This window comes from uncultured Treponema sp. (assembly GCF_946187725.1).
Classification (GTDB): Bacteria; Spirochaetota; Spirochaetia; order Treponematales; family Treponemataceae; genus Treponema_D.
The window spans coordinates 1-4,386 of record NZ_CAMHSK010000075.1 but is presented as its reverse complement, the minus strand read 5'-3'; the positions used below and the strand labels follow the sequence as shown (position 1 = coordinate 4,386).

6 protein-coding genes are annotated in these 4,386 nt (G+C 37.5%); 1 reads left to right on the top strand and 5 read right to left on the bottom strand.

What is annotated here, in order from left to right; translation table 11 throughout:
* Positions 1–967 (bottom strand): restriction endonuclease subunit S (locus Q0Q74_RS14110; protein WP_294431901.1); only part of this gene is annotated, 967 nt, incomplete at its 3' end.
* Here Q0Q74_RS14110 and Q0Q74_RS14105 point away from each other — a divergent pair.
* Positions 939–1,190: a hypothetical protein gene (locus Q0Q74_RS14105; RefSeq protein ID WP_294431904.1), complete on the top strand. Its 252-nt coding sequence runs from the start codon at positions 939–941 to the stop codon at positions 1,188–1,190. The two genes, Q0Q74_RS14110 and Q0Q74_RS14105, sit on opposite strands and share 29 nt — an antisense overlap.
* Before the next feature lie 58 nt (positions 1,191–1,248).
* Here Q0Q74_RS14105 and Q0Q74_RS14100 read toward each other — a convergent pair whose 3' ends face one another.
* From Q0Q74_RS14100 to Q0Q74_RS14085, 4 genes are all read right to left on the bottom strand, one after another.
* The gene (locus Q0Q74_RS14100) at positions 1,249–1,887 is read right to left on the bottom strand and encodes a hypothetical protein (protein WP_294431898.1); all 639 of its coding nucleotides are present in this window, start codon (positions 1,885–1,887) and stop codon (positions 1,249–1,251) included.
* A 140-nt stretch (positions 1,888–2,027) separates the two neighbouring features.
* Positions 2,028–2,195 (bottom strand): helix-turn-helix domain-containing protein, encoded by a 168-nt coding sequence (locus Q0Q74_RS14095; RefSeq protein WP_294431897.1) that lies wholly within the window; start codon positions 2,193–2,195, stop codon positions 2,028–2,030.
* A gap of 82 nt (positions 2,196–2,277) precedes the next feature.
* The gene (locus Q0Q74_RS14090) at positions 2,278–3,780 is read right to left on the bottom strand and encodes a class I SAM-dependent DNA methyltransferase (protein WP_294431896.1); all 1,503 of its coding nucleotides are present in this window, start codon (positions 3,778–3,780) and stop codon (positions 2,278–2,280) included.
* Positions 3,781–3,793: 13 nt separating this feature from the next.
* Positions 3,794–4,386: hypothetical protein (locus Q0Q74_RS14085; protein ID WP_294431895.1), on the bottom strand; the 593-nt coding region annotated here is incomplete at its 5' end.

Genomic DNA, 4,386 nt, shown 5'->3' with positions numbered 1-4,386 from the left:
TTTTTGTTTTAAAAGAAAGTATTTTTCCCGAATCTTTTTCTATATCTTCCAAATCTAAAATCCAATCTTCATCATCTATTTCTTGAGGTTCAGCATTTTGACATACTCCAAAAGGCACAATCTCCCCCAACCGACACCAACACCAGCTTCCTGGGATTTCAAACGGAATCTCATCTTCTGTAATTTCAGGCAGAGGCTTTTCCTTTTTCAGTTTACCTTCTTTTATGAGTCGGGCTTTTTCCTTGCGAATCTCTTCAAGCAAAGCTTTTCCTGTTTGCAAGTTGATGCCGCGAGTTTTGGCGGTGTCCGCTTGCGGACATGACGGGCCATTGCCCGGCAAGTCAAAACTCGTCTTCAAGGACGGATTCGCAAGAAGCCGACCTTGAAAAGCTTCCTGCAGGATTGCTTTTTTTGTGAGTGTGCCGATTTGTTCATTAAATGCTTTGAGTTCTGTTTCTTTTTTGCCATATTCTTCTATGAGCGGCATGAACTTTTCGATTGCAGCGACTATGCGTTTTTGCTCGGCGAGTGGCGGGAGAGGAAATGGAAGGCGAGAAAGTAAAGACTGATTAAGATTATCCATCGTAGTACCGATGCTATCAGACAATAAAAAATTTTGTGCAAACGATGAAGTATAAAATAACTTAAAGAATGAAGTATCAATCCCCGTTGTATGAAGGAAAAACGCCCCTGTACCAGCAAGCCAGCCTTTCTCTTTTGCTGACACGACGGCGCATTTCCTTAGATCGCCTCTTCGTGCAATGATGACATCATTCTCTGCAAGTACATAAGCCTGCAATGCTGAATATTTTTCTCTCGAAACAAGTTTAATATTAGAAGAATCAATGTATCCATTTTTTATATTCGCAGGATTAACTAGAGGAACTCCTCCTTTCTCGACATAATCTGCTTTATGAAGCATAGTTCCAAATGGGCCAGTGGAAAATGATACGCAAATCTCCCCCAACCTGCACCAGCACCAGCTTTCAGGGATTTCAAACGGAATCTCATCTTCTGTAATGTCACACGGATTCGAGCAAGCTAACGCTGTCTCTTTTTTTGATTTCCTTTTTCCAGATTTTGCGTTTATTGCCAGCGAAGCTTCAAGGCGCAAATCCAATCCGTGTGACAATCTTTCCTTGCGTATTTCTTCCAGCAAGTCCCGTGCATTGCCTTCGCTTGCAATCTGAGGAACTAATTTACCTTGCACTGCTTCCTGTAGAAGTGCGTTTTTCAAATCTTTTGCGGTCATAGGGGTATCCTAAAATTTAGTGAGGACTGAACATTATCCATTTTTGAAGCAAGGTCAGCAACTTCTTTTTCAATCCAACCGATACTTTCTAACAATTCAGTGTGCAAAATCGTAAGTTTTTTAAAATGATTTATACGCTCACAGTGAGAAATTCTATTTCGAAGAATTCTGAAGCTTTCAAATCTTTTTTGCATATTTTTGGCAGTACGCATAAATTTTGGGCAATTTGGAAAAGCGAATCGTAATACATATCCTTGAAACGGATACTGTGAAAACTTCTTGGAAACAAAAGATGTCCAAAAACCAAGACTTAATTCTGCAACAATTCTGTCATGCGTAACAATATGCTTATGTAATTGTATAGTTTGTTTTGCATTAATGATTTTTAGCTTACTTTTTGAATCTAAGGGGAGAATATCCATCCATTCCTGACCGTTAACATAAGCTGTAAGAGATTTATCTATCGCATTACGAAGGCAGACCTCAAAAAAATGCAGGAGTGGATAAAATGCGCGGCATATCTCAATATTATTCAAATAATTGTTGATTATTTCCTCTTTTGTGTTACCTGCATACACCTGTAAACGGATCTGTGTAAGCGCATTTTCTAAACTGTCAAATTGATTCTGCTTCATAACATCTCTATTTTACTTGATTTTTTGAGAAAAATACAGTATATTACTCATGTAAGCCGCGGGATTCCTTCTCCCTGCCTTGAGCAGGTGGTTCATCGTATGATGACGCAGGGACCGCGGACTGTTTTTTTTAAATACATCTAGTACAGTTCCCCTTCTTTTAGCTTATATATTCTATTTTTATTCCCGCCCATCGATTCAAGATAACCGAATTCGGTCAGCTGGCGCAGGTAACGCTTGGCTGTTGTAGGCGCAAAATCAAAATGCCGCACAAGTTCCTCTGTAGTGATTTGGGATTTATCGCTCATAAAATGCAGAATATCGACCAGTTTCTCGGCTAAAGTTGGCTTTATCGACCATTTCCAGCTTCAAAAGCGATTTATCGACCATTTACAACTCCCCTTTCTGTGCTTTCTGATGAAGTTCTGTAATCTGCGCAAGAAGATTGGCTATATCGGCATTAAGCTTTGAACGTTTTTCTTCGTAGTTCTGGATTGTTTCTGCAACGCTTAAGATTTCTTCTTCTTCGTGAGGATAACCGCAGACATCAAAGTTGTAGTTTGAATCAATAAGTTCCTGAGCAGTAAAACATTTTGCTTTTGGATTACCTTCTTCATCTGTAATTTCTTTACGGTCATTCCACCAGGCAATACAGTCATCAAAGTGCTTTAATTCCATCGGCTTTGTTTTACTAAAGTGCTTTCTGTCACTTGGTATGTCTACACGGTAGAACCATGTCTTTCCTGTTGGTTCTTCGTTATTAAAGAAAAGAATGTTTGTTGTAATACTTGTATACGGGCTGAATACACTTCCAGGCAATCGGACAATTGTGTGAAGGTTAAAATCTATAAGTATTTTTTTCTTAAGATTGTTCTTTGCATTATCGTTTCCAAACAAGAATCCATCAGGAACAATTACAGCAGCGCGGCCATCTTTTTTAAGGCGGTACATAATAACTGCCATAAACAAATCTGCTGTCTCACTTGAACGCAAATCTGCCGGGAAGTTCTGTTTAATGTCGTCTTTTTCGCTTCCACCGTATGGTGGATTCATAAGAATTACATCAAAGGCATCTTTCTGAGTGTAGTCCAAAAGTTTATAAATGAGAGAGTTTCCGTGATAAACTTTTGGGCTATCGAGGCCATGTAACAGCATGTTTGTAACACAAAGCATATATGGAAACTGCTTTTTCTCTATGGCATAAATTGAGTTATAGATTTTTTCTGATTCTTCGTTTGAAATGCTGCCTTTAGCGTCTTTTACTTCTTCAAGTTCTTTAATCCAGCTTGAAAGGAAGCCACCGGTTCCGCAGGCAAAATCTGCCATTGTTTCGCCAATCTGAGGCTTAATCATTTTTGCCATGAACTGAGTTACGGCACGCGGTGTATAGAACTCACCTGCACTACCTGCGCTCTGAAGTTCTTTAAGAATTGTTTCGTAGATTTCACCAAAAGCATGAGTTTCTTCGTAGCTTCCAAAATCAAGTTCATCAATGATGTTTGCAATCTGGCGCAGAAGTACACCATCTTTCATGTAGTTGTTTGCATCTTCAAAAGTTGTGCGGACAATACTTTGTCGGATTGGTGTATCAGGTGAGATTTCAAGATTCTTTAATGTAGGGAAGAGTTTATTGTTTACAAAGTTTAAGAGCTTGTCGCCGGTAAGACCGTCACCTTGATTTTCTGTGTGAGCCCAGTTACGCCAGCGGAGTTCTTCCGGGATTATTGATTCATATTTTTCGTCTTCAAATTCCCAGTCCTCTTCTTTTGCATCATATACTTTTAAGAAGAGCATCCAGGCCATCTGTTCAATTCTCTGTGCGTCACCGTTAATACCGGCATCGTTACGCATTACATCGCGAATACGTTTTACAAAACTACTTAAGTTGCTCATTTATTCCCACCTATTATTTTACTTCTATTATTTTCTCAAGGGCTATATTCATTACCTTTTTGTTCATGGCTTCTTTTATACCTGATGATAATTTTCGTTGTTTTTTAATAGACCATCTTTCTTCAAGTTCCTCAAAAACAGAAAAGGCTTCTATTTTAAAAAGGACTAATTTTATTGGAACTATTGCATTTGTCAGAATTATTATTTTTAATAATTCAGAATAATAATAATTCTTTTTGCTTTCGTTTATATCAAAACAAAAATATAATAATTCAGCTTTTTTATCTTTAGGAACATTACATGCAGATGCAAATCTATGAATCATTTGATAAGTAATATCATATACATCATCAATTGAAAGATTTGTATTACAGCGTTTATTTATTATTTCTAGCCAACCGTTCAATACTACTTTATGCCGCTCATCTTTTTGGAGAAATTTCTTTACAGTTTCGTATTTAGGTTCTGTACGTTTTGCCTCTATACAATAAAATGTCGATTTATTCTTTAAGCATAAATCTGAAAATGACGCTCTTCTACTTTCTTTTATTTTTGTTTTTTTCTCAAAAATGGTTTCAGAATCATTATAATTTGGGATAATTTGTA

Bases quoted from the DNA above. Each gene is read 5' to 3' on its own strand.
- Q0Q74_RS14095 (WP_294431897.1), bottom strand. From the start codon at position 2,195: ATGAGCGATAAATCCCAAATCACTACAGAGGAACTTGTGCGGCATTTT.
- Q0Q74_RS14090 (WP_294431896.1), bottom strand. From the start codon at position 3,780: ATGAGCAACTTAAGTAGTTTTGTAAAACGTATTCGCGATGTAATGCGT.
- Q0Q74_RS14100 (WP_294431898.1), bottom strand. From the start codon at position 1,887: ATGAAGCAGAATCAATTTGACAGTTTAGAAAATGCGCTTACACAGATC.